The sequence below is a fragment of the Sulfuriferula sp. AH1 genome, assembly GCF_002162035.1.
In the GTDB taxonomy this organism is placed as follows: Bacteria; Pseudomonadota; Gammaproteobacteria; order Burkholderiales; family Sulfuriferulaceae; genus Sulfuriferula.
Map to the genome: position 1 here is coordinate 1,765,382 of NZ_CP021138.1, position 25,940 is coordinate 1,791,321.

At 56.5% G+C, this 25,940-nt stretch carries 28 protein-coding genes and 3 pseudogenes; 18 read left to right on the forward strand and 13 right to left on the reverse strand.

The window, feature by feature from the left end; translation table 11 throughout:
- Nucleotides 1-56 precede the first annotated feature (56 nt).
- The 13 genes and pseudogenes from CAP31_RS09000 (at nt 57) to CAP31_RS09065 (ending at nt 14,419) form a co-directional block, all read left to right on the forward strand.
- Complete coding sequence (locus tag CAP31_RS09000) at nt 57-1,346, forward strand: TolC family protein (protein WP_189836606.1); 1,290 nt, start codon at nt 57-59, stop codon at nt 1,344-1,346.
- Nucleotides 1,343-2,494 carry an efflux RND transporter periplasmic adaptor subunit gene (locus CAP31_RS09005; protein WP_087447229.1) on the forward strand — a complete coding sequence of 384 codons (1,152 nt, stop codon included), beginning with the start codon at nt 1,343-1,345 and terminating at the stop codon, nt 2,492-2,494. Before CAP31_RS09000 ends, CAP31_RS09005 begins: the two co-directional genes overlap by 4 nt.
- Nucleotides 2,495-2,497: 3 nt before the next feature.
- Nucleotides 2,498-5,590, forward strand: a complete 3,093-nt coding sequence (locus CAP31_RS09010; protein ID WP_087447230.1) for an efflux RND transporter permease subunit — start codon at nt 2,498-2,500, stop codon at nt 5,588-5,590.
- A 1,065-nt stretch (nt 5,591-6,655) separates the two neighbouring features.
- Nucleotides 6,656-7,213 (forward strand): annotated as a pseudogene (locus tag CAP31_RS15305) (PstA family ABC transporter permease); the annotation flags it as partial.
- Nucleotides 7,214-7,322: 109 nt separating this feature from the next.
- Entirely contained in the window at nt 7,323-7,694 is a 372-nt protein-coding gene (locus tag CAP31_RS09025; protein ID WP_087447233.1) for a helix-turn-helix transcriptional regulator, read from the forward strand.
- 4 nt (nt 7,695-7,698) lie between these two features.
- The gene (locus tag CAP31_RS09030) at nt 7,699-8,178 is read left to right on the forward strand and encodes an arsenate reductase ArsC (protein ID WP_087447234.1); all 480 of its coding nucleotides are present in this window, start codon (nt 7,699-7,701) and stop codon (nt 8,176-8,178) included.
- An 86-nt stretch (nt 8,179-8,264) separates the two neighbouring features.
- On the forward strand, nt 8,265-8,639 hold the full coding sequence (gene arsD, locus CAP31_RS09035) for an arsenite efflux transporter metallochaperone ArsD (protein ID WP_087447235.1): 375 nt from the start codon (nt 8,265-8,267) through the stop codon (nt 8,637-8,639).
- Nucleotides 8,640-8,678: 39 nt separating this feature from the next.
- Nucleotides 8,679-10,484, forward strand: a complete 1,806-nt coding sequence (gene arsA / locus CAP31_RS09040) for an arsenical pump-driving ATPase (protein WP_157662720.1) — start codon at nt 8,679-8,681, stop codon at nt 10,482-10,484.
- A complete protein-coding gene (locus CAP31_RS09045) occupies nt 10,481-11,893 on the forward strand; it encodes an FAD-dependent oxidoreductase (protein ID WP_087447237.1) in 1,413 nt (470 codons plus the stop codon). Before arsA ends, CAP31_RS09045 begins: the two co-directional genes overlap by 4 nt.
- Nucleotides 11,890-12,372, forward strand: a complete 483-nt coding sequence (locus tag CAP31_RS09050) for a CBS domain-containing protein (protein ID WP_087447238.1) — start codon at nt 11,890-11,892, stop codon at nt 12,370-12,372. The genes CAP31_RS09045 and CAP31_RS09050 overlap by 4 nt, the downstream gene beginning before the upstream one ends.
- Nucleotides 12,373-12,376: 4 nt before the next feature.
- Nucleotides 12,377-13,663, forward strand: coding sequence for an arsenic transporter (locus CAP31_RS09055; RefSeq protein WP_087447239.1), 1,287 nt, complete (start codon nt 12,377-12,379; stop codon nt 13,661-13,663).
- A 33-nt stretch (nt 13,664-13,696) separates the two neighbouring features.
- The gene (locus CAP31_RS09060) at nt 13,697-14,128 is read left to right on the forward strand and encodes a hypothetical protein (protein WP_087447240.1); all 432 of its coding nucleotides are present in this window, start codon (nt 13,697-13,699) and stop codon (nt 14,126-14,128) included.
- 93 nt (nt 14,129-14,221) lie between these two features.
- Nucleotides 14,222-14,419, forward strand: a complete 198-nt coding sequence (locus CAP31_RS09065; RefSeq protein WP_087447241.1) for a hypothetical protein — start codon at nt 14,222-14,224, stop codon at nt 14,417-14,419.
- Nucleotides 14,420-14,437: 18 nt separating this feature from the next.
- Here CAP31_RS09065 and CAP31_RS09070 read toward each other — a convergent pair whose 3' ends face one another.
- From CAP31_RS09070 to moaA, 8 genes and pseudogenes are all read right to left on the reverse strand, one after another.
- Nucleotides 14,438-14,803, reverse strand: a complete 366-nt coding sequence (locus CAP31_RS09070; protein ID WP_087447242.1) for a PhoU domain-containing protein — start codon at nt 14,801-14,803, stop codon at nt 14,438-14,440.
- Complete coding sequence (locus tag CAP31_RS15310) at nt 14,745-14,966, reverse strand: DUF1289 domain-containing protein (protein ID WP_087448335.1); 222 nt, start codon at nt 14,964-14,966, stop codon at nt 14,745-14,747. Before CAP31_RS15310 ends, CAP31_RS09070 begins: the two co-directional genes overlap by 59 nt.
- Nucleotides 14,967-15,174: 208 nt before the next feature.
- Nucleotides 15,175-15,288 (reverse strand): annotated as a pseudogene (locus tag CAP31_RS14830) (Sec-independent protein translocase subunit TatC); the annotation flags it as partial.
- Nucleotides 15,285-15,716, reverse strand: a complete 432-nt coding sequence (gene tatB, locus CAP31_RS09080; protein ID WP_087447243.1) for a Sec-independent protein translocase protein TatB — start codon at nt 15,714-15,716, stop codon at nt 15,285-15,287. The gene tatB and the pseudogene CAP31_RS14830, both read right to left, overlap by 4 nt.
- Nucleotides 15,717-15,739: 23 nt before the next feature.
- Entirely contained in the window at nt 15,740-15,952 is a 213-nt protein-coding gene (tatA, locus tag CAP31_RS09085; protein WP_087447244.1) for a Sec-independent protein translocase subunit TatA, read from the reverse strand.
- Nucleotides 15,953-16,147: 195 nt separating this feature from the next.
- Entirely contained in the window at nt 16,148-16,591 is a 444-nt protein-coding gene (locus CAP31_RS09090) for a phosphate-starvation-inducible PsiE family protein (RefSeq protein ID WP_157662723.1), read from the reverse strand.
- 74 nt (nt 16,592-16,665) lie between these two features.
- Nucleotides 16,666-17,181 (reverse strand): cyclic pyranopterin monophosphate synthase MoaC, encoded by a 516-nt coding sequence (moaC, locus tag CAP31_RS09095; RefSeq protein WP_087447246.1) that lies wholly within the window; start codon nt 17,179-17,181, stop codon nt 16,666-16,668.
- Between the two features lie 45 nt (nt 17,182-17,226).
- Nucleotides 17,227-18,222: a GTP 3',8-cyclase MoaA gene (gene moaA, locus CAP31_RS09100; protein ID WP_223247230.1), complete on the reverse strand. Its 996-nt coding sequence runs from the start codon at nt 18,220-18,222 to the stop codon at nt 17,227-17,229.
- Between the two features lie 881 nt (nt 18,223-19,103).
- Between moaA and mobB the strand changes: the two genes are divergently transcribed.
- From mobB to mobA, 5 genes are all read left to right on the forward strand, one after another.
- Complete coding sequence (mobB, locus tag CAP31_RS09105) at nt 19,104-19,598, forward strand: molybdopterin-guanine dinucleotide biosynthesis protein B (protein ID WP_087448337.1); 495 nt, start codon at nt 19,104-19,106, stop codon at nt 19,596-19,598.
- Nucleotides 19,595-20,836 (forward strand): gephyrin-like molybdotransferase Glp, encoded by a 1,242-nt coding sequence (glp, locus tag CAP31_RS09110; RefSeq protein WP_369802389.1) that lies wholly within the window; start codon nt 19,595-19,597, stop codon nt 20,834-20,836. The genes mobB and glp overlap by 4 nt, the downstream gene beginning before the upstream one ends.
- Nucleotides 20,836-21,090 (forward strand): molybdopterin converting factor subunit 1, encoded by a 255-nt coding sequence (moaD, locus tag CAP31_RS09115; protein ID WP_087448339.1) that lies wholly within the window; start codon nt 20,836-20,838, stop codon nt 21,088-21,090. The genes glp and moaD overlap by 1 nt, the downstream gene beginning before the upstream one ends.
- 1 nt (nt 21,091) lies before the next feature.
- Complete coding sequence (gene moaE / locus CAP31_RS09120) at nt 21,092-21,541, forward strand: molybdopterin synthase catalytic subunit MoaE (RefSeq protein WP_087447247.1); 450 nt, start codon at nt 21,092-21,094, stop codon at nt 21,539-21,541.
- A gap of 291 nt (nt 21,542-21,832) precedes the next feature.
- Nucleotides 21,833-22,414, forward strand: a complete 582-nt coding sequence (mobA, locus tag CAP31_RS09125; protein WP_087447248.1) for a molybdenum cofactor guanylyltransferase MobA — start codon at nt 21,833-21,835, stop codon at nt 22,412-22,414.
- Between the two features lie 491 nt (nt 22,415-22,905).
- On the opposite strand, the pseudogene CAP31_RS09130 reads toward mobA, so the two are convergent.
- The 5 genes and pseudogenes from CAP31_RS09130 to CAP31_RS09150 form a co-directional block, all read right to left on the reverse strand.
- A pseudogene (locus CAP31_RS09130) lies at nt 22,906-24,056 on the reverse strand (IS3 family transposase); the annotation flags it as partial.
- 141 nt (nt 24,057-24,197) lie between these two features.
- A complete protein-coding gene (locus tag CAP31_RS09140; protein ID WP_223247231.1) occupies nt 24,198-24,899 on the reverse strand; it encodes a sulfite exporter TauE/SafE family protein in 702 nt (233 codons plus the stop codon).
- Nucleotides 24,900-25,044: 145 nt separating this feature from the next.
- On the reverse strand, nt 25,045-25,176 hold the full coding sequence (locus CAP31_RS15165) for a hypothetical protein (protein WP_255377100.1): 132 nt from the start codon (nt 25,174-25,176) through the stop codon (nt 25,045-25,047).
- A 45-nt stretch (nt 25,177-25,221) separates the two neighbouring features.
- On the reverse strand, nt 25,222-25,350 hold the full coding sequence (locus CAP31_RS15170; protein ID WP_255377101.1) for a hypothetical protein: 129 nt from the start codon (nt 25,348-25,350) through the stop codon (nt 25,222-25,224).
- 96 nt (nt 25,351-25,446) lie between these two features.
- Complete coding sequence (locus CAP31_RS09150) at nt 25,447-25,896, reverse strand: arsenate reductase ArsC (RefSeq protein ID WP_087447250.1); 450 nt, start codon at nt 25,894-25,896, stop codon at nt 25,447-25,449.
- Between the last annotated feature and the right edge of the window lie 44 nt (nt 25,897-25,940).

Below are 25,940 nucleotides of genomic sequence, written 5' to 3' on the forward strand. Positions count from 1 at the left end.
GATTCAGTTTTTGCGGTGAATGCCTCCAGCGTAAAGACAGCATGAAGGGCGATCCGATGCACAGGTTCTCTCAGCTGCATGCGCTGCTGGCGGCGGGGTTGCTGGGTTTTGGTCTCACCAGTACGTCTGGAGCGAGCGAGTTGACCGATCTTCTGCAGCGCACCCTGGATAACCCGTCTATTGCGGCGCGAACTGGGCAAGCAGGGGCGGCGCGTCATGACGTGGGTGCGGCTGACTTGCGCTATTTCGGCCATGCAAGTTTGTTTGCAAGCCGGACGCGTTTTGAGGATGCGCGTGTAGTGGGTATTTTCACCCCTGGTGTCACGCTGCTTCCAGTCCCTGTAGCGCAGGACATCAATCAGTACGGGGTTACTTATACTTTGCCGGTGGATGTGTTTGGCGTGATTGCTGCCGAGCGTGCCCAGGCACGCGCAGGTCGGCAATCAGCCGAGCTTTTGGCACGCCAGGAAATCCTACTGCGGCTGCACCAGACCTTGTCTGTCTATGTGCGGCTGCAGGCGCTGGCGCAGCAGGTAGCCGCGTTGGCTACCCAGAAGCACCAGATGGACGCCAACGCCAGGCGCATACGTGCTGAGGTCAAGCTCGGCAGTGCGGCTGGGCTTGATCTGAGCCTGGTGCAAAGCGATCTGGCGCGGCTGAATGCGCAGCAAACCGTGCTAGATGGTAATCGGCGGGCGGCATTGGCTTCGTTGCAGGCCGCCGCCGGCACCAGCACAGCTGCATTGGCGGCGGCGATGGTCATCCCGCACCTGCTCCAGGCAGAGGCGCAGGCGAGTTTGCCGGTTGCGTTCGCGCGTGTCCAATCAAAAGCAGCTGACGCGGCGGCCGATAATGCCAAGCGCAGTCTGCTGCCTGCCTTTGCCGTTAATGCGCAGTATGCGCAATACAGCGGCGCTGATGTGAATCGTGATGCATGGTCCGTTGGCGTCAACATGACGCTGCCGCTGGATGCAGCAGCTTTTCGCAGCGAGTCGGCGGCAGCTGCGCGTGCCCAGGCCGCGGCCGATCAGGTGCGGGCGGCACAGAACGACAGCGTGGCACAAATCACCGCGCTGGAAGCAGGTTATCAGGCGGCGCTGGCAAACGCCCAGGCGCTTACCACCGAAGTCGAACACCGCACCCAGGTGGTGACGATTGAGCGTGAAAAATGGCGCCTAGGTGCTAGTACGATGGAAGATTTGTTGCGCCAGGAGCGCGACCGCCTGGATGCGCAATTTCAATTGGCGGATGCCGAGGCGCAGGCGGCACTGGCCTGGTCGTCAATCCAGGTGCTGCAAGGAACTGCCCCGGGCATCTACATACAAGCATGGGACACAAAACAATGAATAAAAAAACGCTATGGATTACGGGCGCGGTGGTGGCCGTTCTGGTGCTGGGCGGGGTGATGCTGGTACGCAGCCAGCACAAATCATTGGCTACGGCCAAGCGTCCGCAAAACTGGGCGAGTGTGATTGATGCCAGCACCTTGGCGTTGAGTGATGTGCGCCTCACCCGTCCTGCGGTGGCAGACGTGCAGGCGGTGCAGCAAGCGGTGCTCGCCAGCCGGGTTTCCGGCTATGTGAAGCGTATGCCGCTGTTTGAGGCAGCAAGCTTTAAGCGCGGCGAGGTACTGGTCGAAATTGACACGGCAGACGCGCACGCCAGCCTGCTCAAGAGCCAATCTGATCTGGCGAGGGTCGAGCTTGATGCCGGCATACTGCAAAGTGCACTCGCGGCTGCCCAGGCTGACACCAACGCCGCACAGCAGCGGCTGGAACGGGCGCAAGCGCTATACAAAATTCAGGGTATTGCATTACAGGTATTGCAGTCGGAACAGGCAACTACGGCAGCGGCACAAGCACGGCTACAAGGCGCGCAAGCTGCGCTGGATGGGTATGACAAGGTAAAAGCAGCGGCCAGGTCCGCTGAAATTGCTGCGCAGGCGAATCTGGCATATGCCGCGATGCGTGCGCCATTCGATGGCGTGGTCGCGGCGCGTCTGGTACAGCCCGGCGATCTAGCCACGCCTGGCCGACCGCTGTTGCGTATCGTCGCGCTTGGTCAGCAGCGTGTGCTGGTGGATACGGCCGACAGCGCCTCACTGGTTGCGCTGCGGCTGGGTGGTCGTGATTATCCGGTGCGCCCTTGGCCTGAGGCCACCGCGCAAGGGCAGCGGCGCTGGGAGGCGCGCGTGGACGGGCTGATGCCGGGCGCCAAAGTCGCGGTTGATCTGCTCACTTTTTCTGGCGCTGGCGTATTCCTGCCGGGGCAATGCATGTTGAGCAATGATGGTCACTATGCCTCGGTGATCCGTCTACCAGTCGATGGCCGTGGCCCGGCGCATGCGCAGCGCGTGGAGTTATTAGCCAGTGGTATCGAGGGCGCGGCAGCACAGCCGGCGGGACTGGTCGGTGCGCAGATTGCTTGCGCCAGTCCCGACGTGCTCACTCGCCTGGCGGGCGGCACACCCTATCGCATCGCCGGGAGAAGCTGATCCATGTTCGAGTTCTTCTACAAGCGCCCGTTGCTGCTGGGCGTGATTTTGCTGATCAGCTCGCTGCTCGGAGTGATCGGCTATCTGAACATGCCGCGCAACATGTATCCGGATGTTGACCGGCCCTCGGTGACGGTGATCACCCAGTTGCCGGGGGCGGCGGCGCTGACCGTGGCGCAGCGCGTGACGCGGCCGATCGAACAGCAGCTCTATACGCTGTCGGGTGTACGTGATGTGCAGAGTATCAACAAGAACGAGGTGTCGATAGTCACCGCCGAGTTTGAGTACAACAAGGGACTGGACAGTGCCCTGCTGGATGTGAGCAACGCGCTGACCCAGGCGCGTGCAGCGATGCCACCGGAGGCCAGCGCATCAAGCGAATATGCGGTGGGCGCTTTCATCAACCCGGTGCTCACACTGGCATTGACACCCAAGGCGGGCAGCGGGCTGATGCCGGAGCAGGTGCGGTTGCTGGCCGAGAACGATATCCGCACCGCTTTTCTCACCCAGCCCAATATTGCCAATGTGGAGATCTTCGGCGGCCATCAGCCTGCGGTGCGGGTGGATTTCGATCCAATGAAGCTGGCTCGTTACCATATCGATGCGGCCACGCTGCAGGGCCTGATTGCCCGCATTGACCGCGATTACCCAGTGGGGGTTGCGCAAGGTGGCGGCGCTTTTCATACCCTGACGGTGTATGGCGAACGGGTCAGTGTGGATACGCTACGCGCACTGCCGCTGAGTAGCGGGCTGACACTGGGCGACGTGGCCGGCGTTAGCCTGACTTCGGCTGAGCGTTTTTCTGCTTTCCACAGCAAGGCGGGCGCGGCGATTGCGGTTGCCATCCAGCGCGCGCCCGGCGGCAGTGTGCAGTCCGCCATTGACGCTGCCCAACACATTCTGCCATCTCTGGAGGCGCGCTTTCCCAACATCCAGTTCAGCGTCGCCGATACCCAGGAGCCGCTGATTGAGACCTCCAACAGCAACATGATCGACGCCCTGCGCGACGCGGTGATATTTGTCGCGCTGGTGATGCTGCTGTTCCTCGCTAACTGGCGTGCGGTAGCCACTGCGCTATTCAGTATTCCGCTGGTATTCCTGCTCACGCTGGCGGTGCTCTGGCTCACCGGCAAGGAGCTCAACGTGCTGGTCATGACCGGCATCATTCTGGCGCTGGGAATGCTGGTGGATGATGCCGTGGTGGTGCTGGAAAATATCGAGCGCCATCTGGGCGAGTTGCACGAGGATGTACAGACTGCCATCCGCACCGGCACCCAGGAAGTGCTGTTTCCTGTATTCATCGGTACGATTGCCACTGCCGTGGTGATCGCACCGCTGATGCTGGTTGGCGGCTTTCCGCAGCAGGTGTTCAGTCATCTGGTGTATCCAGTGCTGATTGCTGTGTTCGTGTCGTATTTCCTGGCAGTTACGCTGATTCCGCGCATTTCCCTGTTCTGGTACCGCAACGGCCTGCCCCCCAAAGCGCGCTGGGAACAGGTCATCGAACGCGGATATCAACGCTACATAGGATCGGGAGCAACGCTCTACACCGGGTTGCTACGCTTCGCCTTTGGCGGACGTACCCTGCGGCGCGTGATTTTCTTGCTGCCGGCGCCTCTCTTGCTGGTGTTCAGCGCGCTCACCGTACTGCCGTTGATTGGCCGCGAGGCGCTGCCGCCGATGGATACCGGCATCGTACGGGTACACGTCAAGTTTGGTGGCAACGTCACCGTGCACGAGGCTGAGGCACGCCTCATGGCATTCGAGCACAGGCTCGATCAAAACCCGCAATTGGTGCGTTGGGATGCGGCATACGGCTCGGAGCCCGGCGTGCTCTCGCTCGGCTCGGGTCAATTACCGGCTGAGGTGATCTACACCCTGACTTATGTCGATCGTTTGCAGCGCAAGCAGACCAGCTGGCAGATCGAGGCCGCGCTACGCCAACAGATTGCTGCGATTCCTGGCGTGGTGACCAATGATACCTACGACTCCGGTGCCACTGCGCTGTCAAGTATCAAGGCGCCAGTGGATATTCGCCTCAGTGCAGAGGACTGGCAATTACTGCCCGCAGCAGCGGACAAGGCGCGCGCGGCCATGCTCAGCGTGCCTGGTTTGACCTCCATCTCCTCCACTTGGGACCGCAACAGCGAGGAAGCGGTGCTGGTACTCGACGACGCCAAGCTGCGCACACTGGGTCTGACACCCGATCAGTTTACTGCGCAACTACCGTTGAAAGGCTTGCCGGTGGCCGCGTTCAGCCGCTTGCCGAGCATGAGTAGCATTCCGGTGCGTCTGTATTTCGACACGCCCTATCGCAGCAATGCGCAGGCGCTGATGAATCTGCCCATTCATCTGGCCGATGGACACGACACGACGCTCGCCGAGGTGGCGCATCTGGTGTTGCAGTCGAGCACCGCCGTGCTTACTACAGACGGCATTCGCTACAGCCTGGATCTATATGGCTTCCGTAACAACAGGCCGGTCAGCTTTCTGAGTACCGATGCGATGGCAGCGGTAGTCAAAGTATTGCCGCCCGGTGTCAGTGTTGCGGATTATGGCGACTTCGCCAGCGCGCAGGAGTCGAGCAAACTGATGGTGCTGGGGTTGGGAATGGGCATGATGGTGCTGTTCGGCGTGCTGGTGCCAGCCTATCGCAGTGTCGGGCTGGCGGTGCTGTCCATCCTCATCCTGCCACTGTCGGCGATTGGCGCAATCTGGGGGCTGCTCGCCTTTGGCAAGGCCATGGCGTTGCCTGCCATTCTCGGCATCGTCCTGCTGTTTTCCATCATCATCAAGAACTCGATCCTGATGGTGGACTTCATTCAGGCGCGCACGCGCGAAGGACAGGATGCCTATAGTGCTGCCGAAGGTTCGATCCGCCTGCGCTATCGCCCCATTCTAATGACTGCGTTTGCGACCATCGCCGGCATGGTGCCGATCGCCATGCAACGTGCTATTGGTTTGGAGCGCTTGTCACCACTGGCTGATGCCGCCATCGGTGGTCTGTTGATCGGCACCTTCTTGAGCCTGTTTTATCTGCCGATGTTTTATGTGTGGGTGACTGTGCGGAAAAATACACGCGGGGACTTGCGCTAAAATTCGGCGAAGCCCACATAGCTCAGGTGCGACGCGAATCTTGTCGAGTTCGGACATCGGAATAGTCTTGGGCAGCATGACGACGGCTTAGCAGTTGTATTTATGGAATCTGAGATGCCATATCCGGCTGACCTCGGTCACGTTCTCTTAAGCGGCTGACTGAGCATTCGGAAACAGGGGGAAAGGCGGGACGTGGACGCACCATGGGGTAACGCGCACAGCCATAGAGCGACGCATCAAGGCGTTGGCACTGAGACTGAGCAGGGAAATCGGGATCGAGGGGCTAAATGAACAAGGGCTTGCCTTCGTGCAGCGGCGCAGAACCTGCAGGTCGGCGATTATCGGTGCGCTCGAACGATATGAGCCGCAGGTATCCCAGGAAAAGCGCGTCGAGCGACTATTACAAATAATGAGCCTGTTCATATGATCCCTAACGGTTCGCATTCTACCGTCTTTACCAGAGTGGAGGTGCCAGTTTTCCCGGGTTACCTCACTGACAGCAAGATTCGGGAATAATTGGCCTTATCGCGCTTGACATTGGAGGTACCTACAAGGTTTATAGTTATTTTCGGGAAGTTTGCGTCTGGTTTTACTCCCTGATGGAGTGCTTTTCCTCACGCCGCTGTTTAAAACCCTGATCCCCAAATTGGGAGGTCTCAACCTGCTGGTGCCGGGCATGTGCTCGGCATCGTGCTCGGCATCATGATTCTGCCTACCGTCGTGTCCATCAGCGAGGACGTGATGCGTGCCGTACTGGCATCGCTGAGAGAGGGCGGCTACGCGCTCGGGATGACACGCTGGCAGGTTGCCCTGCGCGTGGTTGTGCCCGGAACGCTCTCCGGCATCATCGCCGCCTACCTTTTGGGCATGTCGCGGGGCATCGAGGAAACCATGGTCCTCGCCATTACCGCGGGCCAGAACCCGAACCTTACGGCCAACCCGCTCGAAGACGTCGCGACCATCACCGCCTACATCGTGCAGATGAGCCTGGGCGACCTGCCGCACGGCAGCATCAAATACCAGAGCATCTTCGCGGTCGGTCTGGCGCTGTTCGTGATCACGCTGTTGTTCAACGTCGCCCCGTTCGTTGACGACGATGTCCGGCGCGCCATCGGGCGCAATCGGAGGATCGACATCGTATTCGCCGCCGGCGGTGTGATCGCCTTTATCATCGCTCTCGGCTTGCTGTTCACGCTACTCGCCGACTTGGCGGCGGACGGGCTCGGTCGCATCGACTACGATTTTTTCACGAATTTCCCGTCGCGCAAACCGTCGGAAGCCGGCATGCTCTCGGCCTGGGTCGGCACGTCACTGGTCATGCTGGTGACCGCGGTGTTGGCGATCCCGCTCGATGTCGCTGCCGGGCTTTATCTCGAGGAGTACGCGCCGAAGAACTGGGTAACCGCCCTCATTGAGATCAGTGTCAGCAACCTCGCGGGCATCCCGTCGATCGTCTACGGGCCCTTGGCGCTCGGCTTTTTCATCTACGGTCTCGGCCAGTCGATCCTCGTTGCCGGCATGGTGCTGGCATTGCTGATCCTGCCCGTGGTGATCGTGGCGACCCGCGAAGCGGTTCGCTCGATTCCTCAGGAGATCAAGGAAAGCGCCTATGCTATCGGTGCCGAGCAATGACAGGTGATGTGGCACTACATCCTGCCGTTCGCCAACAAGGAGATTTGAATGGGACATCTCTTTCTTGACTTTATTTCAATCTTAGTTGTATGATTGAATCATGAAACAGCAAACCGCCACTCAAATCTTCGAGTCCCTGTCCTCTGGCATCCGGCTCGACATCTACCGCCTGCTGGTCAAGCGAGGCTTGGAAGGTATGGTCTCAGGGCAGATTGCCTCGGCACTCGATCTACCGCCGAACAACACCTCGTTTCACCTCAAAGCAATGACGCAGGCAGGCCTGCTTTCGGTCGAGCAGGAAGGTCGTTTCCAACGCTATCGGGCCAACATCCCGCTGATGCTCGACCTGATCGCCTATCTGACCGAAGAGTGTTGCGCCGGTCATCCCGAACAGTGTGTGAGCCTTCGTGCCGCATCGCTTTGTTCAGAGAGCGCGCTTCCTCCCCTTTCTTCAACCCCACAAGAGAACTGACATCGTGAATATCCTGTTTTTGTGCACCGGCAACTCCTGCCGCTCGATCCTGGCCGAAGCCACCTTCAACCACTTGACATCCGAGGGCTGGCACGCCATGAGCGCGGGCAGCCAGCCGACCGGCCAAGTGCATCCGCGCTCGCTGGCCTTGTTGAAACGCGAAGGTATTCCAACTGGGGGGCTATCCAGCAAATCCTGGGACAACTTGCCGGAAACCCCGGATATCGTGATTACAGTCTGCGCCAGCGCCGCCGGCGAGACTTGCCCCGCGTATCTTGGGCCGGTGCTGCGCGCACACTGGGGCGTCGATGACCCAGCCAAGGCGACCGGATCCGAAGAAGAAATAAATGCGGCCTTCGTGCACGCCTACCGCGTCTTGCGCACGCGGATTGAAGCCCTGCTGGCATTACCATTGGACAGTTTGCGTAAAGACCCCGCCGCTCTCAAGGCGGAACTTGAACGCATCGGCTCGCTGATGTCCTAAGGGGCGAAGCTTGCGAGGCGATATCTTAGTCGTGAGGTATGGCCTTTTTTATTGAGCGACATTTCAACTTTCTTAGGAGTATTGTAATGAAAAAGATCGAAATATTTGATCCAGCCATGTGTTGCGGCACCGGCGTGTGCGGTGTGGATGTCGATCAGCAATTGGTGACCTTTGCCGCCGATGTGGATTGGGCCAAGCAACAAGGCGCACGTATCGAACGCTTTAACCTCGGGCAGCAACCGATGGCCTTCGTCAACAACGTCGTTGTCAAGGGCTTCCTGGACCGTTCCGGCCAGGAGGCGCTGCCCTTGATTCTCGTCGATGGGGAGGTTGCATTGGCGGGCCGCTATCCGCAGCGCGCCGAGCTCGCCCGCTGGCTGAGTATCGCGCCGGAAACGTCGTCCGCGGCACCGGCCCAATCGTCTGGCGGCTGCTGCGGTGGCGGCAGCCGTGCCTGCTGACCCGTTCATCATTGGTTCATTATTTAAAAGGACTTCATCATGCTTTTTCTACAAAACCCTCCCGCTTTCCTGTTTTTTACTGGCAAGGGCGGTGTTGGTAAAACGTCGCTGTCCTGCGCCAGCGCCATTCATCTGGCACGACAGGGCAAGAAAATACTGCTGGTCAGCACTGATCCGGCGTCCAACGTCGGTCAGGTATTCAGCCAGGAAATCGGCAACAAAATCACCGCAATTTCCACCGTAGCGGGGCTATCAGCCATGGAAATCGACCCACAGCAGGCGGCGCAGCAGTACCGCGAACGCATCGTTGGCCCGGTGCGCGGCGCTCTGCCGGACGACGTGGTCAAAGGCATCGAAGAACAGCTCTCCGGAGCCTGCACCACCGAAATCGCGGCCTTCGACGAGTTCACCGCGTTGCTGACCGATGCGACACTGATTGCCGACTACGAGCACATCATCTTCGACACGGCGCCGACCGGTCATACCATCCGTCTGTTGCAACTGCCGGGCGCGTGGAGCGGTTTCATCGAAAAGAATCCGGAAGGTGCTTCGTGTCTTGGCCCGCTGGCAGGACTTGAAAAGCAACGCCAGCGTTACGCTGAAGCGGTCAAGGCACTGTCCGATCCTGAGCGCACGCGCCTGATATTGGTCGCCCGCGCGCAGAAAACCACGCTGGACGAGGTCGCACGCACGCACGAGGAACTGGCCGCCATCGGCCTGTCCAGGCAGAACTTGGTCATCAACGGTGTGTTGCCGGAAAGCGAAGTCGTTCACGACGCGCTGGCCGCTGCCATTCATCGCCGTGAACAGGCGGCCATCGCCAATATGCCCGCCGTGCTGCGCGACCTGCCCCTCGATCAACTGCCGCTCAAGGCATTCAACCTGGTCGGTGTCGAGGCGCTGAGCAGCCTGTTCTCCGATCGAGACGAGGCCGCGCCCGTCGTCGCCGATGCGCCTGCCAAACCCGTTGACCTTCCGCCGTTGTCGACGCTGGTTGATGAGATCGCTGAAACGGGCCATGGCTTGATCATGATGATGGGCAAGGGCGGGGTCGGCAAAACCACCCTGGCGGCTGCAGTGGCGGTGGCGCTGGCCGAACGCGGCCTGCCCGTGCATCTGACAACCTCCGATCCGGCCGCACACCTGACCGACACGCTGGCTGGTTCGCTGGACAACCTGGAAGTCAGCCGCATCGACCCCCAGGCGGAGACCGAACGCTATCGCCAGCATGTGCTGGTCACCAAAGGCAAGGATCTCGATGCCGAAGGCCGTGCCATGCTGGAAGAAGACTTGCGCTCGCCCTGCACCGAAGAAATCGCGGTGTTTCAGGCGTTCTCGCGCATCATTAGTGAGGCTGGCAAAAAATTTGTGGTGATGGACACAGCGCCGACCGGGCATACCCTGCTGCTGCTTGATGCCACCGGGGCCTATCACCGCGAAGTGACCCGCCATATCATCAATCCGCATGTGCATTACACCACGCCAATGATGCAGTTGCAGGACCCGGCGCGCACTAAGGTGATGATTGTGACCTTGGCGGAAACCACGCCGGTGCTGGAAGCAGCCAATTTACAGGAAGACCTGCGCCGCGCCGGCATCAAGCCGTGGGCCTGGCTGATCAACAACAGCCTGTCCGCCGCACCAACCTCGTCACCCTTGCTGAAACAGCGTGCCACGTTTGAGTTGACCCAGATCGAGGCGGTTCGCACCCGCTACGCCAAACGCGCCGCCCTGGTGCCGATGCAGGCGGAAGAACCGATTGGCATCGAACCCTTGCTAGCCTTGGTCGAGCCGCGGAACGGGTTCGGCCTTGGCGGCACGAAACCTCGAAAGGTGGCGCTATGACGCGTCTGCTCGTCATCGGCGGCAGCGATGCGGGCATCAGCGCGGCGCTGCGGGCTCACGAGCTCGATCCCCAAGCCGAGGTATCGGTTCTACTGGCCGACGAGTACCCGAATTACAGCATCTGCGGGCTGCCCTTTTACCTCAGCGGCGAGACGCCGGATCATCGGCAACTCGCCCATCGCACCGCGTTCGACGGCATCGAAATCCTGACGAACCATCGGGCCGTATCGGTTCATCCAGCGGCCAAGACGGTCGATGTCGTGCGCAGGGCGAACGGCAGTGTGGAGACGTTGCGCTATGACCACCTGGTCATCGCGACCGGTGCCGTCCCAGTCCGTCCCAAAGCGTTGCCCGGGCTCGATCTCCCCGGCGTTTATCTCCTGCACACCATGGGAGATGGCTTCGCTGTCCATAGCCGTCTCATGGGCGGCGAGACACGCTCGGCCATCATTATTGGCGCTGGCTACATCGGCGTGGAGATGGCCGACGCGCTGCGGCATCGAGGGATCGATGTCACACTCGTAAGCCATACCGATCCCGTGTTCCCAAGCGTCGATCCGTCGTTCGGTAGGCTGATCGGGGAGGAGCTGTCACGGCATGGCGTGCGCGTCGTGGTCGGTTGCACCGTGGAACGAATCGAAGTCGCCGATAACCGGCGTGGTCTCACGGTATCGGGTTCGGGCGGATTTACCGCCTCTGCCGATCTGGTGCTGGTTGCCACCGGCGCGCGACCCGATACCACCCTTGCCGCCGCTGCGGGGATTGCGCTGGGGCCCTCTGGCGCCATCCGCGTCACGCAGCGCATGGAAACCACGCTACCCGGCATTTGGGCCGCCGGCGACTGCGCCGAGACCTGGCATCGGATACTCCAGCGGCCAGCGTACCTGCCACTCGGGACGACCGCGCACAAACAGGGCCGTGTGGCCGGCGAGAACGCGGTAGGCGGGGAGCGTCTGTTCGCGGGCTCGGTCGGCACCCAAACCGTGAAAGTGTTCGAGTTGGCGATCGCACGGACGGGCTTGCGCGAAGCCGAGGCGCGCACGGCCGACTTTGATCCCGTCACCATCGAGACTGAAACCTGGGATCACAAGGCCTACTACCCTGGAGCGCAGAAGCTCCGCGTCCGGGTGACCGGTGATCGCCGGACTGGCCGGCTCCTGGGCGCGCAGATCCTCGGCCACTGGCGCTCGGAGGTGTCGAAACGCATCGACGTGTTCGCAACGGCACTGTTCCACGGCATGGGCGTCGAAGACTTGAACGATCTCGATCTCAGCTATACACCACCCTTCGGCAGCCCGTGGGACGCGGTGCAGATGGGAGCGCAGGCCTGGACGAGCGTGATGAAAAACGAAGTGGCAAGTAGTTCACCGCCTATCGACCCACAAATTTTAGGAAGGAGCACACCATGAAAGTCCGCGACCTGATGACCCCGAACCCCGTACAAATCGCGCCGGAGACGGCTGTGGCAGAAATCGCCCGTATTTTGATTGAGCACCACATCAACGGCGTTCCGGTCGCTGATACCGAGGGATGCCTGCTCGGTATCGTGACCGAGGGGGATTTGGTACATCGCGCGGCCGATGAACGGCTTGAGCCGCGCGAATCGCTATGGAAAGAGAACTTTTACCGCTCCATGTTTCGTCGGCGCACGCCGGCGGAGCCGGACAAGGCGGAGGGCCGCACGGCTGAGCAGGTCATGACGCGGGATGTTCTGACGGTGGCGCCCGACAGCAATGTCATTATGGCCGCCCGTCTGCTGGCGGATCACAACATCAAGTCTTTGCCCGTCATCGAAAACGAGCGGCTGATCGGCATCATCTCGCGCTTCGATTTGATCAAGCGACTGGCCAGCAACGCGGATACCTTCAACCCCATGAGCGAGGACTGAGCTAATGTTGACCGCTTTTTTAATTTTTATCGCCACCATCGTACTGGTCATCTGGCAGCCGAAAGGTTTGGGTGTTGGCTGGAGTGCCCTGCTGGGCGCCGCACTGGCACTGCTAACCGGCGTGGTGCATCTGGGTGATATTCCAACGGTTTGGGGTATCGTCTGGAATGCCACCCTCACCTTCATCGCCGTCATCATCATCAGCCTGCTGCTTGACGAAGCCGGTTTTTTTGAGTGGGCGGCACTGCATGTGGCACGCTGGGGTAACGGTAACGGGCGCAGGCTGTTCGCCTTTCTCATGTTGTTGGGGGCGGCCGTGGCGGCACTGTTCGCCAACGACGGCGCGGCGCTGATTCTCACACCCATCGTGATTGCCATGCTGCTGGCGCTCAGGTTCAGTCCGGCGGCGACGCTGGCCTTTGTGGTGGCGGCCGGCTTTATTGCGGATACCGCCAGCCTGCCACTGGTCGTCTCCAACCTGGTCAACATCGTCTCGGCCGATTTCTTCAAGATTGGCTTCACCGAGTACGCCGCCATCATGGTGCCGGTCAACATCGTCGCCGTCGCTGCCACCCTGGCGATACTGATGTGGTTCTTTCGCCGCGACATTCCGAAAAACTATGATGTTATGCAACTGAAAACTCCGCGTGAAGCGATTCTTGACAGCGCCACCTTCAAGGCCGGTTGGTGGGTATTGGCGCTGCTGCTGGTTGGCTTTTTCGGACTGGAACATGTCGGTGTGCCGATCAGCGCTGTGGCAGTGACCGGGGCGCTGATTCTGTTGGGTGTGGCGGCGCGCGGCCACGTGATCTCCACCCGCAAGGTGCTCAAAGAAGCGCCTTGGCAGATCGTGATTTTTTCACTCGGCATGTACCTGGTGGTCTATGGCCTGCGCAACGAGGGGCTGACCGATTATCTCGCCGAGGTGCTGAACCATTTCGCCGACTATGGCGTATGGGGAGCGACGATAGGAACCGGACTGCTGATTGCGTTCCTGTCCGCGATCATGAACAACATGCCGACAGTGCTGGTCGGCGCGCTGTCCATTGATGCCAGCCATGCCGAAGGTGCCGTGCGCCAGGCGATGATCTACGCCAACGTCATCGGCAGCGACTTGGGCCCGAAATTTACCCCCATCGGTAGCTTGGCCACGCTGCTTTGGCTGCACGTGCTGGCACGCAAAAACATCCGGATTTCCTGGGGTTATTACTTCAAGGTGGGTATCGTGCTGACCGTGCCGGTCCTGCTCGTCACCCTGGCCGCGCTGGCGTTGCGCCTGAGCCTTGCTTGAACTGCTGAACTAGCCAATGAATACAGCCGACCCATCCGCATCCTGCACCTGTTGCTCGCGGCAGGGATCTCAGCGTCACTCGTGCTGAATCTAGTGATGAAAGCGTCCAAGCCTAGAAGAACACTGGATGCGGTCCAGGCCTTCGCATTCGAGGCCCACGAAAATCTAGGGGTGGCACTGCTCGCGGTGCTGGTGCTCCACTGGCTCTTGTTCTTCGCTGGGCACGCCCACCTTGCCATCGGCCACTTCTTCCCGTGGTTTGCCCAGACACGACTTGCAGCACTCATCCAGGAATTAAAAGGGATAGGAAGGCTTGGCCTCGCCGACCCTGAGGCCCAGAACGCCTTCGCCAGCGCAGTCCAGCGTCTCGGTCTCGTGATCGCAAGTCTACTTGCGTCGAGCGGTATGGTGCTTTACCTCGGCATCGCTGCGAACGGCTCATGTCCCCGGCGACGCACGCAGTGAAGAAATTTCACGAACTCTCGGTCCACTTATGTGGGATTATCTCGGGATCCACGTGGACGCCACGGGGAATTTATCCTTCACAATCGCATTGAATTGATCGAGTCCGTTGCCAGCCAGATACGTGACTCCCATATTGTGGTCTTTGCCAAGTTCACGAGATCGGTTGATGAAATCAGCGCGTCGCTGTCCGCAATGGCGCGCCGCGTGGTGTCTTTCGATGAGCGGCTGCTGTTTATGATGGCTGCCTTGCTCATGAGTTTTCTGCTGTGCATCATCAAATCTACGGAGTAGATCCAGCATAACCCGTTTTCAGGAATGATCTTGGGATCCGACGTCGGTTGGAATCATGCTGCTGCCATCATGTGTTACGCGCTCATCAGCGGGTAGCGCCCCGGTTGCAGCAAGGTATGCGGCTTCGGCGATATTGGCGGCGTGGTCGCCAACGCGTTCGATATTCTTGGCGCAGAAAAGAAGATGGACGAAGCCGACCACATGCGCCTGGTCTGCGGTCATGCGTACGAGAATTTTTTTGAATAGCGCAGTATGTAGTTCGTCAATCGCATCGTCCTGTTGGCGGATGATCAGCGCCTGTTCAGCATTACGCGAAACGTAGGCATCAAGATGCTGTCCGAGCATTTGTTGAGCGAGTAATGCGTGTTGACAGTATGGAGTCATTTTTCGTCATGATTTGATTCCTCCACGGTCGCCCACAACCAGCACACCAGCGGGTTCGCGCATCGATCCGGCAAGCATCGATACAGGGCGATTTCAGCGTAATTGGCTTACCACCTTCTGTACCTCTTCGAGGCCTGAAAATAGCTGCCTCGAAGGTGGCCAGACGGTTCTCTTAGCGTACGATTTATACCCTTTCGTAAGTTGCCCCCTCATCAACATGTTGCGTGGTAACCGTCCAGCCGCCCCACCTAGAGGTCCATTCCCTCATTCACTACACTCGCTCGCATTTCATCACCGGGAGCGAGCATGGCAAACGACGCAAAGAAATTGGCGTACTGGATTCAACACCATAACGGCTGGCAAGCCAGTGGGAAGTGAAATAGGCCAAGGAATATCACAATCACGACAATGACCGAACGCAGCAAGCGGTCACGCAATTCGATCAGATGGGAGATGAAGGTTTCCTGCGGACCGGGCGTGCTCATGCTCGGGGTTTGTTTGATTCAGGCGTGACGTGGGGCTGGGGCATACTGACAGGTTCCAGCGCCAACTCGGCCTGAGGCGAATCGATGAAGTGCGTTTCTACTACAGCCGGGTTATGCACAATAGTATCTGGCTGCGGCGCACTTTCAGTCTGCGTCATCGCCTGCAGGGCAGGCTGTGTGCCAGTGACTTCCTCGGTGATCTTGTTTTCCGTTTGTTCCAGGCTCTGCTTGAATTGCTCGCCGGCTTTCTTCAGCTCGTCCAGTTCCACTTCCCGGCTAATGTCGGATTTAATGTTGGATACATAGCGTTGCAAACGTCCGAGCAAATGCCCCGCTGTACGCGCGACCTTGGGCAAACGCTCCGGACCGATCACAATCAGCGCCACCACGCCGATCACCACCAGCTCGGAAAATCCAATATCAAACATGGTTCAGCCTGCGCAAATCGTGCTCACACCTTGGATTGCTCTTTGACTGCACCTTCAATTGTATGGATATTCTTGGCGTCGTCAATCTTGTCCTGCTCGCCTTCCTTCATGGAGTCTTTAAAGCTCTTGATTGCGCCGCCCACATCACCGCCGATGTTGCGCAGTTTTTTGGTGCCAAACACAACCAGCACAATTGCCAGAACGATCAGCCAATGCCAAATGCTAAAGCTGCCCATGATTATCTCCTTGGTTAAATTAAGTGCGGCATCTTACCACCGCCGAATACGTGTAAGTGCAGATGAGGGTAAGACGTTTGCTCGTTTGCCAACCCAGCTCGCCCCGGGCCTTGTCCTCGGTTGCTACGTTTGGTTATTTGTAAGCCATGATGACGATTTGCACGGACATATCGTCATCACGTAACATGCGTTGTGTCAGTCGCCGTCGAGGGACGGCCCCCGCGTTTCCGTATGTATCATCTTCTCCCGTTGAAAAACCAGCACGGAGCCAATGCGCAGCGCCCCCAACACGAACAGGAGAACACTCAGGGCGTAGATTTCCTCCGTCGTGATCTTGACTTCGAACAGTTTGATCATGATCTCGCGCAGCACGAAGACGATGCTCGCGTCTACGATGAAGGTCATGCGCAGCCGCTCCTCAGTGAAAAAACCCACCAGCGACCGGGACAGCTCGATCAGAATGAACAGGGTGAGCACGTCGGAGATGATATGTACGTAGCTACCCATGACATCTGTCTTGACGACAAGATCGCCGAGGATCACGAACAGGCGGACAACACCGATGATGATGCCGAGTGTGATGAAAAACAGCATGACGCCGAACACGAAACGCATCACACGGTTGAATAGCTTCATCATGTTAATTTTTCCGATGCGCAACACTACGATCTCCTCGGTGAAAAGGATGAAATCAGGCCTGAACTATTGCAACCTCATAGAGGTTCCGCAACGATACCTTCCACATTCTGTGTCTCGTTCATATGCCATTGTCCTGATTTTCCGCCTTGTTTCTCTATCAGACGGATACCGCTTATAACCATACCCCGATCCACCGCCTTGCACATATCATAAATGGTGAGCATTCCCACACTGACCGCGCACAATGCCTCCATTTCTACGCCTGTTCGACCTTGAGAAATAGCTGTGACTACGCACTCAATGACTGCGTTTGCTTCATCTGGTGTGAATTCCACACTGACGTGAGAAAGCTGGATCGGATGGCACAAAGGGATTAATTCAGCGGTGCGCTTTGAAGCTTGAATAGACGCAATGCGGGCTATACCCAATACGTCCCCTTTCTTGCTGCCACCTTCGAGGATCAGTTTGAGTGTTGCAGGATGCATGCGAATTGCCCCAGTTGCGCGTGCAACCCGGTGCGTCTCCGGCTTATTCCCAACATTAACCATGTGAGCTTGGCCGGTTTCATCAAAATGATTTAACTGATTCATTATAGTCCTGTCGTAAATTGAAATTTACCGTTACGAGGCGACAAATCACCCTCCCGTCGCCGACATAAAACGCACGATTTTATGCGGCATTTCTAGAAATTCGTGTCGCTCTGGCTTGAGTTCGATCGCATCCCTGAACGCACGTTCGATCTCTACATCCGACACGTCTGCACGTAGCAACGGGCGAAACTCGTATTTGTCTTCCTGCCCCAGACACATGTAGAGCGTTCCGTCAACAGAAAGCCTTACACGGTTACAGGCCGCGCAAAAATGCTGGGAAATGGGGGTGATGAAACCAACATTGAACCCGCCGTCAGGCGTTTTTAAGTACCGTGCCGGTCCACCGCCCGGAAGCACGCCATCCACAAGTCCGAACTGTCGTTGAAGGCGCTGTTTGACGGGTTGCAGATCCAAGTATTCCGCGTTAAGCCCTGTTTCTCCCATGGGCATGGTCTCAATTAGGCGCAAAATGAACGCATGTTCCATGCAAAAGGCAACCATATCATCTATTTCGTCGTCATTGACGCCTCGCATGGCAACCATATTGATTTTAATCGGCGAGAACCCCGCTGCCTTCCCAGCCATGAGTCCTGCAAGAATTTTGTCCAGCACATCGCGTCCGACAATGCGGGTAACACGTTCGCGCCGCAGGGAATCGAGACTCACGTTAATACGGGATACGCCGGCCTGTTTCAGCGCGATGGCATACTTAGTGAGCTGAGTCCCATTGGTGCTGAGGGAGATATCCATAATGCCAGGCAAGGCGTTTAGTCTGCGGACTAATTCCGGAAGATTCCGCCGCAACAGCGGTTCTCCCCCGGTCAGGCGCACGCGGGCTACCCCCATGCGAGCGAGAACACGAACCAGCCGTTCAATTTCATTGAAACTGAGCCAATGCGTAGGTTCCTCAAAATCTTTAAAACCTTCTGGCATACAATAAGTACAGCGCAGGTCGCAACGGTCGGTCACTGAAATCCGCACATATTCAATTTGCCTGCCGAAACGGTCGATCAGTTTCTGACTCAATTCATTTTGACTCAATTCACTTACCCCTTTTTTAAATTCTCAATCTGGGTGATTTGACGCTAGGGATATGAACCCTGACGCTGCTCGACGTTCAGGCTTAAACTACTTGAATGCCCCCTTTACCTCAGCATGGGATTGGGGGCAGGTAGCTCAAGACCACTACAATGTGCCTACCCCCCATTTTGATCTTGTTCATTAATTTGACCTCGACTTCATTATCATTTTTGCATCAGGCCTCGATTTACTTGTAGACGAGGTCAACGATTTTGCACGAGGCTTCTGGACAGTTAAAACAGCTGTTTTTCGCTACTTTTAAATCTTCTGTCACAGGAGTCTGCTCAAAACGAGTCAACTTGAGCAGGCTCATTCAAAACCAAAAAGCTACAAAATACCCCATATACATATAAAAATATTTATTTACCCTAATTCCATTCCCACAATAAATTGAAAATGGATCACTAATATTTATAGCAAAGCAAAAATTATGCCATATTGCAATATAGCCCTATTCACGCCATTAATATGGGTTATTACAGAATAAATATTCTCTTGCAGTGTCACGTAAAAGAAACGTTAATATCTAAAAACGTTACTTTGAAGTAACGTTTTTAGCATTTATTTTTTTAAATAAGCCATATTCTAAGGTTTCTTTAACAACAGGCTGGCTGGCATATGTTTTGCTTGATAACATGAGTTAATTTATTTTTTTCCGCTTTTTATGTACCTCTTGGATAAACTTTTTTTGTGAAAGGTATTACGGCTAGTGCACAAACTGTAACGCGACATTCTGGAATATCTACCCCATGACTATTCTTAATTAGACATGCCATTCATTTTTTTACGATTCAATCATTTCTTTGAATAAATAAATGACGCTTAAAGGGATATTTAAAGATATGCTGATTTTTGGTTTTGCAGGTTTTTCGGGAAGTGGTAAGACAACATTGCTTGAGAAGTTGATTCCGCTCTTTGTAGCTAAGGGCCTGAAGATAGCCCTAATCAAGCATGCTCATCATGATTTCGACGTGGATCAACCGGGAAAGGACTCCTACCGCCATCGCGCCGCTGGGGTAACTGAGGTGCTGGTAACTTCTAGTCGACGCTGGGCGCTAGTGCATGAATTGCGAGGCGAATCAGAGCCAGGATTGGAACAACATATAGCGCGCCTTGCACCATGCGATCTTGTACTCGTGGAAGGTTTCAAACGGGAAGCCATCCCGAAGCTGGAAGTGCATCGATTGGCAACAGGTAAGCCACTTCTGTTTCCAGAAGACCCCCATATCGTTGCCGTTGCTGCTGACACGCCACTGCTGACAAATTTGCCGCAACTGGACATCAATCAGCCGCAGACCGTGGCGGACTTCATACTGCGTTATCTGGAGATTGCGTGAACGAGATTAGCTATTCCCAAAAACCGGGCATGTTATCGATGGATGAGGCGTTGTCCTATTTACTCAAGCAAGCACGGCCGATTTCCGGAACTGAACGAGTAGAAACGAAATCCTCGCTGGGACGAGTCCTGGCGGAGCCGCAGGTGTCTGCAATAGATGTGCCTCCCTTCGACAACAGCGCGATGGATGGCTATGCGCTGGCATGCGCCGATCTCGATCCGGCCGGTACAACCCGCTTGCGAATTTCCCAACGCATCCCCGCAGGAAAGGTGGGTATTTCGCTAGAGTCGGGGACTGCCGCGCGTATCTTTACTGGCGCGCCCATTCCTCCCGGCGCTGACGCCGTGGTGATGCAGGAAGATTGCATCCTGGAAGGCGAGATGATAGTTATCCTCCATCAAGCGATTCCGGGTATGAATATCCGGCGCGCAGGCGAGGATATCACGATCGGCGCCGAGATTCTTGCTAAGGGAACCCGTATTCGCCCTCAAGAAATGGGGTTGGCCGCATCGGTGGGGCTCGCATCGCTATCGGTTTATCGCAAGCTGCGGGTGGTCATATTTTTTACCGGCGACGAAATCGTTATGCCGGGAGAGCCGCTAGGCCCAGGGCAGATATACAATTCCAATCGTTTTAGTCTCAGCGGTCTCTTAGAGACGCTAGGCTGCGAGGTAATTGATTATGGTATCGTTCCCGACAACCTGAATGCAACGGTGGAGACGCTCAAGAGAGCAGCACGTGAAGCCGACCTGATCGTGACCAGCGGCGGCGTGTCTGTAGGTGAGGAAGATCACGTGAAAGCAGCGGTCGAGCGGGTCGGTAAGCTCGATCTGTGGCGCATTGCCATAAAGCCAGGCAAACCACTGGCTTTCGGCAAAGCAGGTGACGCATTCTTCATTGGCCTGCCGGGAAACCCTGTCGCGGCGCTGGTGACCTTTTGTCTATTCGTGCGCCCTTTTATCTTGCGGTGCCAGAATGTTATGGAGGTCACGCCGACATGTTTGCAAGTGCGCGCCGATTTCGTCTGGACCAAGCCAGACAAGCGCCGCCAATTCTTGCGAGCCCATCTCAAAACGGCAGGCGACGGGGCAACAGCTGTGGATATCTATCCCAATCAGAGTTCCGCTGTGCTCACCTCCACCGTGTGGGCGGACGGTCTGGTCGACCTACCTGCCGGGGAAGTGGTCGAGCATGGTGACATGGTGAATTACATTCCATTTTCGGAGGTTCTATGGTGATGCTAAGGTTGCTGTACTTTGCACGACTGCGGGAGCAGTTCGGCATGTCAGCCGAGGAGGTTAATCTGCCAGTTTCTGTGCAGGATGTAAAAGGACTGACGGACTGGCTGCGCGCTCGCGGTGGCGCGTGGGAATCCGAACTGGCATCAGGGCGCCCGGTACGAGTGGCAGTCAATCAAGACATGGCATCACCGGAACAGTCAATTCACCCGGGCGACGAAATTGCCTTCTTTCCGCCCGTCACGGGGGGATAGTATGCCAATTCGTGTACAACTCGAAGATTTCGAGATCAGCAAGGAACTCTCCGCTCTACGGGCTGGCAATCCAAAAATCGGAGCCATCGTCAGCTTCGTTGGATTGGTGCGTGACATTAACGAAAACGTTCCGGTGTCGGAGATGACGTTGGATTACTATCCTGGCATGACGGAAAAAGCGCTCGCCGCCATCGTGGAAGAGGCGGCGCGGCGCTGGGACATTTACGATGCGCTGGTGATCCACCGGGTCGGCACGCTGCATTCCACGGATCAGATCGTCCTGGTGGCGGTTGCCGGGGCCCATCGCGGTGACGCCTTTGCGGCGTGCGAATTCATTATGGATTACCTTAAGACGCGCGCACCGTTCTGGAAGAAGGAGTTGACTGCGGTAGGTGAACACTGGGTGGAAGCCCGCGATAGTGATCTGATTGCGGAAAAACGCTGGATATAAAGCAGCGTCTGGACTTGGCCAGTTTCAGCACCCAATTAATAACCACACCAAAATCCATGTAAACGACTGTCGTAGCTCGTTTTTATATGGGCTTTGGATGGTGAAATTTCAAAGCTATTGTCTGGTCAATTATCCTTGCTGATTTACAATTTGGCTTATGTGTTTTGCAGGAACCTTAATATTTAGCAGAAATCTGCCACATATGAAGCACTCCGGAGATCAGGCTAGGCAATAGCACGCGTATAATTTTATGATTGGTCACCATTGCCATTTTCCGTGAGCACCACACCGATGAAAATCAGCGCTGTCATCCTCGCTGGTGGGCAAGGCCGCCGGTTAGGCAGGGAGGACAAGGGCCTGGTACTCTTGCACGGGCACCCGCTCATTGCCAGGGTGCTAGACCGTATCACGCCGCAGGTCGATGAGATACTGATCAGCGCCAATCGCAATATTGAGACCTATGCAGGGCTCGGCTATCCGGTCCTCGCCGATGGGATTGGCAATTTTGCCGGGCCACTGGCCGGGCTACACAGGACCATGACGGAAGCCACACATCCTCTGGTGCTTGCCGTGCCCTGCGACACCCCCTTCTTGCCTGACCATCTCGCCGCGCGGCTGCTTACAAGCCTGCGCGATGAGGATGCCGATATTGCCATTCCTTTCGCTGGTGGGCGAACACATCAGGCGGTTTGCCTGTGCAGGCGTACCATTCTCATGGATCTCGACCAGTACCTGAGACAGGGTGGCCGCAGGGTCGATGAATGGCAGTGCCGGCACCAGCGCATAGAAGTGCTGTTCGATAACCCTGATGCATTCGCCAACATCAACACGCCGGAGGAGCTTGCGCTGGCGGAACAACGTCTCGGCAACTAGTGTGTCGTCTCACAAATGTCTGTCATGAGTCATGGGCGCGATGCGCGCATCATTGATCTGGCCCAGCTGAGTCAGCCCATGGTACGTGCAGCGAAGGCCGAAACTTGACACTGGAACAGCAGCAAAGCATACGGCGCATCATTTGAGACAAGCGGCTCGAGCAACTCAAGATAGAACGTCCCGCTGTCATACAATTGATTAAGCGTAAGTCGGTATACACCGCAGGGTGCCAATTGTCGTAATCTTCATTTCGGACGCCCCTTTCTCTTTTAGTGGTCATAAATGGATACGCCCGGAAACGTGGGAGCCGGTGCCCAGCGAGCTTTCTATAGTGGACCCCTCAGTCAAGACAATAATGCATCGAGTTTAAGAGGGTAACCTTTTACATGCAGCGGAACAGCGCTGCCCCGGTTTTCTGTTTCTTTTTTCGTTTCTATTTCTGAGTGCGTTTTTTCTGTCTCACTCGGGTGCCCGGACAAGAGTTTTTTGTCGTATTTGTCCACAATCCTTGCGCCGCCTCCGCTTGCTGTACGGTAAACCTGGTCCGGTGTGTCGTAGCCCAGCGATTGGTGCGTTCTTTCCGTGTTGTAAAACACAAAGTATTCCGTCAGTCCAAGCAGTAAATCAGGCATGGTGGCGTAGCCTTTCAGGTACACGTCTTCATGTTTGACGCTACGCCAGAGCCGTTCCACAAAAATATTATCCAGTGCCCGGCCTCGCCCATCCATGCTGATGCTAATGCCGTGCGACTTGAGCACGCCCGTAAAAGCTTCACTGGTGAACTGGCTGCCCTGATCGGTATTGAATATCTCAGGCGCACCATATGTTTGCAATGCCTGCTCCAGGCAGTCCACGCAGAACCCACTATCCATTGTGTTGGATAACCGCCATGACAGTACTTTACGCGAGTACCAGTCAATCACCGCCACCAAATACACAAACCCTCGCGGCAGACGAATGTACGTAATATCTGTGCTCCATACCTGATTGGGACGCGTCACCAGCACGCCCCTGAGCAGGTACGGGTAAACCTTGTGCTGCGGGTGCCGTCGACTGGTGTTAGGCCATGGCGCCATGCCCGCAAGACCCAATATACCCATCAGCCTCTGCACACGCTTGCGGTTGATCTTGTGCCCCAAGCCACGCAGGTATTGCTTGATCTTGCGGCTGCCGTAAAACGGATGCCGCGTGTATTCGGCGTCAATCAGTGCCAGTAACGCCAATTCCTGTTTGTCTGGTTCTGTCGTTAATTGTGGCGCATAAACAGTGGAACGCGCCACACCGGTCAGTGCACATTGCCGTATCAGCGCCAGCGGCTCGATGGTGCTGACCCATTGCTTGCGCACTGCTATTGGCTGATCCCAGACTTTTTTTTGAGCCAGTCCAGTTCCATCTTCAACCGCCCAATCTCGGAATAGAGCCGCTCAGGACTGGCAGATGGGTCGGCAGGTTTCGGGCCACGTTTGGCATCAAACACATTGGCAGCTTGCTCTTGCAGCTCCTTCTTCCATAAACCAACTTGCGTCGGATGTACTCCAAACTCCTGGCCAATTTCGTTCACCGTCCTGATGCCGCGAATTGCCTCAAGTGCCACCTTGGCCTTGAATTCACCACTAAAATTCTTACGCTTCGTTTCACTCACAACCTGCTCCTTTGTTCAGCAGGTTACTATCTTAATTCACTGTCTGAAAATTGGGGTCCACTATATTCATCGGCATAAAAAATATGGATGACCACTTTTTTGAACATAACATTTCCTTATTTGGATAGGATTGAGAACAATTTATATGCCGTCATCACCACAATCAGTACACCAAAGATCTGTTTCAGACGCTTGCCCGAAACGAACAGACTTGTCAGCTGCGCCCACCACTACCAATATAGCGCCAAGTTGCAAATCGACCTGCATGGTGGAAAGATGCGGGATAAGCGATGAGAAGGAAGGCGGTGTCACAGCCACCGAATTAATGGCGGCGGCGCGCTTCGGCTCATAACCCACCAGAATCAGTGCTGGCATCAGCAAGAAGCCGGGGCCCACGCCTAGTAGACCCGCCAGGATCGAAATCGGCGCCGCTAGCATCAACGCGAGTTTGAGATTCGGCGCGACGACGGTTGGGGCTGCCGCATCCTCGGGTTTTTCTTTCTGGAACATACGCCAGGCGAGATAGGCCACGGTGACTAGATAGATGCCCCACAGCCAGGTCGGGGCGATGTACTGGGCAAGCCATGCACCGAAAGGCGCCACCACCGTGGTCACGGCGGCGAGCAGCAGCGCCTCGCGCCACGCCACCAAACCGCTCTTGGCGAATCCGAACACGGCAAACAATGCGGTCACACCATTCAAGAACAAGCTCAAGGGCTGCACCTGATGCACCTGATGCACCAGATCGGCCATGAAAAAGCCGAGAAACGGCACCGCCGCGAAAGCCACACCCAAGCCCAACATGCCTGAGGCGACCGAGAGAACGAACAGCCCGATAGCCATGATGAGGGTTGTTTTCCATGTTCGCTCCTTCAAAAACGGAGAAACCGGTAGCTGGCGCCACCGGGTGCTACTGCGCGAAATTACTTGAGGAAGCCGCGTGCCTTCATGTTGTCACAACCGTAGCCAGAGCCCATCGCTGGGAGGCTCACGTTTTTTTCTTGGCGCGAGTCTCCATCTGCTTGTGTTGTTGTTCTTCCTCCTGGTAGGCCTTGCACTCGTTATAGGTCTTAAAGCTGCGCATCTTGGTCTGGTGCTCGGTGCGTTCCGCCGGGGTCATGAACTGCCAACCCCAGATGTTGCCCTGGTTGGCAGCCCAGTGGCCTCATGCCAGCGCCAGGGCGGATGTGGAGAGGATGGCGCCGGTCAGGGCGGCAGCGAAGACAAATTTGAGTTTCATGTTCTGCTCCTTCTCAAGTGAGATGGAGATACTGCAAACTACATCCGTAGCCATAATCGACTGAGGACGCTTTTAAACTATAATACATGGGCGCGGGGATACCGCGTGGTATAGCAGCCCCCTCGCGCACTGTCACTTTACATTGCGTAGTCATGCCAAGCCTTCATCCCTAAGTTTTTTCCGCATAGCAGGAATCCAGACGTTAAGGCGCTGCCTAATTTCATTACGCACGCGACGAAATACGGCCAATTTTTCTTCTGCTGTCCCTTGTACCTCAGCAGGATCATCATAACCCCAGTGTATGTTCTCGCCATCACGAGGGAAGGAGGGGCAACTATCCCTGGCCCGATCACAGACCGTGATCATGTAATCAAACTGAATTTCCTCGTATTCATTAAGATGTTTGCTGCGCTGGCCGGAAATGTCGATATCAATTTCCGCCATCACCTTTACCGCAAGCGGATTCAATTCCTTGGGTTCAAGTCCCGCGCTGTAGACCTCAAAATCCTTACTGCCAAAGGCTCGCAACAATCCTTCCGCCATTTGAGAACGGGCAGAGTTGGCAGTACATAAAAACATCACACGAATTGGATAGTGCATATAGATTTCCTTCAGCAATAGTCTAATTTTCAAAATATCAGCAA

Bases quoted from the DNA above. Each gene is read 5' to 3' on its own strand.
- arsD (WP_087447235.1), top strand. From the start codon at position 8,265: ATGAAAAAGATCGAAATATTTGATCCAGCCATGTGTTGCGGCACCGGC.
- mobA (WP_087447248.1), top strand. From the start codon at position 21,833: ATGAAAATCAGCGCTGTCATCCTCGCTGGTGGGCAAGGCCGCCGGTTA.
- CAP31_RS09025 (WP_087447233.1), top strand. From the start codon at position 7,323: ATGAAACAGCAAACCGCCACTCAAATCTTCGAGTCCCTGTCCTCTGGC.
- CAP31_RS09050 (WP_087447238.1), top strand. From the start codon at position 11,890: ATGAAAGTCCGCGACCTGATGACCCCGAACCCCGTACAAATCGCGCCG.
- moaC (WP_087447246.1), bottom strand. From the start codon at position 17,181: ATGAATCAGTTAAATCATTTTGATGAAACCGGCCAAGCTCACATGGTT.
- moaD (WP_087448339.1), top strand. From the start codon at position 20,836: ATGCTAAGGTTGCTGTACTTTGCACGACTGCGGGAGCAGTTCGGCATG.
- tatA (WP_087447244.1), bottom strand. From the start codon at position 15,952: ATGGGCAGCTTTAGCATTTGGCATTGGCTGATCGTTCTGGCAATTGTG.
- CAP31_RS09070 (WP_087447242.1), bottom strand. From the start codon at position 14,803: ATGACTCCATACTGTCAACACGCATTACTCGCTCAACAAATGCTCGGA.
- arsA (WP_157662720.1), top strand. From the start codon at position 8,679: ATGCTTTTTCTACAAAACCCTCCCGCTTTCCTGTTTTTTACTGGCAAG.
- CAP31_RS09140 (WP_223247231.1), bottom strand. From the start codon at position 24,899: ATGGCTATCGGGCTGTTCGTTCTCTCGGTCGCCTCAGGCATGTTGGGC.
- CAP31_RS09045 (WP_087447237.1), top strand. From the start codon at position 10,481: ATGACGCGTCTGCTCGTCATCGGCGGCAGCGATGCGGGCATCAGCGCG.
- CAP31_RS09010 (WP_087447230.1), top strand. From the start codon at position 2,498: ATGTTCGAGTTCTTCTACAAGCGCCCGTTGCTGCTGGGCGTGATTTTG.
- moaE (WP_087447247.1), top strand. From the start codon at position 21,092: ATGCCAATTCGTGTACAACTCGAAGATTTCGAGATCAGCAAGGAACTC.
- CAP31_RS09000 (WP_189836606.1), top strand. From the start codon at position 57: ATGCACAGGTTCTCTCAGCTGCATGCGCTGCTGGCGGCGGGGTTGCTG.
- tatB (WP_087447243.1), bottom strand. From the start codon at position 15,716: ATGTTTGATATTGGATTTTCCGAGCTGGTGGTGATCGGCGTGGTGGCG.
- CAP31_RS09150 (WP_087447250.1), bottom strand. From the start codon at position 25,896: ATGCACTATCCAATTCGTGTGATGTTTTTATGTACTGCCAACTCTGCC.
- CAP31_RS09005 (WP_087447229.1), top strand. From the start codon at position 1,343: ATGAATAAAAAAACGCTATGGATTACGGGCGCGGTGGTGGCCGTTCTG.
- CAP31_RS09090 (WP_157662723.1), bottom strand. From the start codon at position 16,591: ATGATGAAGCTATTCAACCGTGTGATGCGTTTCGTGTTCGGCGTCATG.
- CAP31_RS09055 (WP_087447239.1), top strand. From the start codon at position 12,377: ATGTTGACCGCTTTTTTAATTTTTATCGCCACCATCGTACTGGTCATC.
- CAP31_RS15170 (WP_255377101.1), bottom strand. From the start codon at position 25,350: ATGGCTACGGATGTAGTTTGCAGTATCTCCATCTCACTTGAGAAGGAG.
- mobB (WP_087448337.1), top strand. From the start codon at position 19,104: ATGCTGATTTTTGGTTTTGCAGGTTTTTCGGGAAGTGGTAAGACAACA.
- CAP31_RS15165 (WP_255377100.1), bottom strand. From the start codon at position 25,176: ATGACCCCGGCGGAACGCACCGAGCACCAGACCAAGATGCGCAGCTTT.